1 protein-coding gene and 1 pseudogene are annotated in these 1,613 nt (G+C 72.8%); both read left to right on the top strand.

From position 1 onward, the window contains the following. A pseudogene (locus FRW57_RS21405) lies at window positions 1–358 on the top strand (hypothetical protein); the annotation flags it as partial. A gap of 70 nt (window positions 359–428) precedes the next feature. Continuing rightward, window positions 429–1,613 (top strand): threonine/serine exporter family protein (locus tag FRW57_RS21400; RefSeq protein WP_152187017.1); only part of this gene is annotated, 1,185 nt, incomplete at its 3' end.

Below are 1,613 nucleotides of genomic sequence, written 5' to 3'. Positions count from 1 at the left end.
GCCGGCGTTCGTCGCGCTGGCCACCGCGTTGAGCACCGCGCTCGGGCTTGCGGTGGCACGGGGGGGCGATCCGGACCCCGAGCGCGCTCTGCCCGTCGCGGCGGGCCTGCTGCTCGGGCTGCTGATGATGTGGTGGGGGCCAGGCGGGGCCTCGCTGCGGCGCGGTTCACGCAGCCTGGTGCGGGGCTCGCTGCGCCGACCCATCGTCTCGACCTGGGTCGTGGCAGCGTTGGGGGTCGCGGCCGCCGCGCTGGCGCTGTGGGCCTGGCAGCGATCCGGGGTGCTCGACTGGTGGCCCCTGCAACGCCAACAGCTGCCGTTCGCCTCGCTGCTCGACACCAACCCGTTCACCCGGTAACGGTGTCGCAGCCGGTGGTGCGCGGCGCAGCGCTCAGCCGGCACCCGGCTTCAGTGGTTAGCGTGGGTCCATGACCTCGGACCGGACGCCGCGACCGCCTCAGGACGGCTCCGGCTCCCGTGACGAAGAGGACGAGGGGCCGATCTCCTCGCGGCTGCGCCATCCGTTCTCGACGCGCGCTCGGCAGCGCTTCTTCCGGGCCGAGCTGCCCACGGAGCCGATGCCCCTGGTCGACTCACTGCGCCGGACGCCATACCGCGATCCACGGCGCATGTCGATGGACGAGGAGCAGGAGGTGCACGACTCGCTCGACCTCGCGGTGCGCGTGGGCGAGCTGATGCTGCGATGCGGCGCAGGCACCCGTGACGTGGAGTCCAGCGTCGCCGCGGTGGCCGCCGCGAGCGGCATCGAACGGCTGGAGATCGACATCACCAACCAATCGCTCCTGGTGCAGTGCGTGCGCGAGTCCGGGCGACCCATCACGGTGCTGCGAGTGGTGCGCTCCTCCTCGAAGGATCTGGCTCGCCTCGTGGCGGTGCACGAGTTCGTCGAGCGCCTGGTCGCCGGCGGGTTCGATCGTGCCCAGGCGAAGAAGGAGCTGCGGCTCATCCGGCGCGCGCCGCGGTTCTGGCCGCGGTGGACCGTGTCGGTGGCGTATGGCGTGCTGGCCGCCGCTGTCGCGACACTGCTCGGCGCGGGCCTCCCGGCGATCGTGGCAGCACTGGTCTCCAGCGTGCTGGTCGACCGGGTCGGCATCATCCTGTCGCGGCACGACCTGCCCGCCTTCTACGTCTCGGCCGCCGGGGGAGCGATCGCCACGGTGTTCGTGTGGGGTGCCTTCGCGCTCGGCACCACCGGCGCCTACACGATGACCACGCAGGACTTCGCCTACAGCGTCGCGGGCGGCATCGTCGTGCTCCTGCCGGGGAGGGCGATGGCCTCGGCCGTCGAGGACGCCGTGACCGGTTATCCCGTCACCGGGGCCGGACGGTTGTTCGGGGTGGGGCTGACCAGCGCCGGGATCATCGTGGGGGTGGCGGCAGGCCTGTCGCTCACCCTCCGGGTCGACCACGGGCTCGATCTCGGGCTGGTCTCACCGACCAAGCTGTCCTTCGGCGAGCACGAGGCCGGGCTCTGGATCAGGTTGCTCGCAGGGGGCATCGGCGCGGCGGCCTCGGCCGTGAGCATGCGCACCCGGCGCCGGCTCGTCCTGCCGACCGCCGCGATGGGGGCCGGCGGCCTGCTCGTGGCGGAC

This window comes from Segeticoccus rhizosphaerae, assembly GCF_009192725.1.
GTDB classification, from domain to species: Bacteria; Actinomycetota; Actinomycetes; order Actinomycetales; family Dermatophilaceae; genus Segeticoccus; species Segeticoccus rhizosphaerae.
The sequence above is the reverse complement of the archived record's forward strand: the minus strand, read 5'-3'. Positions and strand labels throughout refer to the sequence as shown.